The sequence below is a fragment of the Xenorhabdus stockiae genome (assembly GCF_002632825.1).
Classification (GTDB): Bacteria; Pseudomonadota; Gammaproteobacteria; order Enterobacterales; family Enterobacteriaceae; genus Xenorhabdus; species Xenorhabdus stockiae.
Window position 1 is genome coordinate 1 of record NZ_NJAJ01000150.1, and the last position, 490, is coordinate 490.

The window sequence follows — 490 nt, forward strand, 5'->3', positions numbered from 1 at the left end:
GGGCAATTTTGCCATCAGCCCCGACGACATGATCCACATCCGCGCACTGGGCAATAACCAGAAAATGGGCTTAAGCCCCATCCTGCAACATGCGGAAACGATCGGCATGGGCATGAGCGGGCAGAAGTACACCAGTGCGTTCTTTGGCGGTAATGCCCGCCCAGCCGGGATTGTCTCCGTGAAAGGGGAAATCAATGATAAGGGCTGGGAGCGGCTTAAACTGATGTGGCGTAAAGCAGCGGCGGCCCTGCGCAGTGAAGAAAACAAGACCATGCTGCTGCCGGCAGAGCTGGATTACAAAGCCCTGACCGTCTCGCCGGTGGATGCGCAACTGATTGACATGATGAAACTTAACCGCTCCATGATTGCCGGGCTGTTCAATGTGCCGGCCCACATGATTAACGACCTTGAAAAAGCCACGTTTTCCAATATCAGCAATCAGGCCATTCAGTTTGTCCGCCACACCGTGATGCCGTGGGTGGTGAACTGG

General features: G+C 55.1%; 1 protein-coding gene. It reads left to right on the forward strand.

Translation table 11 applies throughout. The features are described from left to right. A partial coding sequence (locus Xsto_RS20880; RefSeq protein ID WP_099126331.1) for a phage portal protein occupies positions 1 to 490 on the forward strand: 490 nt, incomplete at both ends.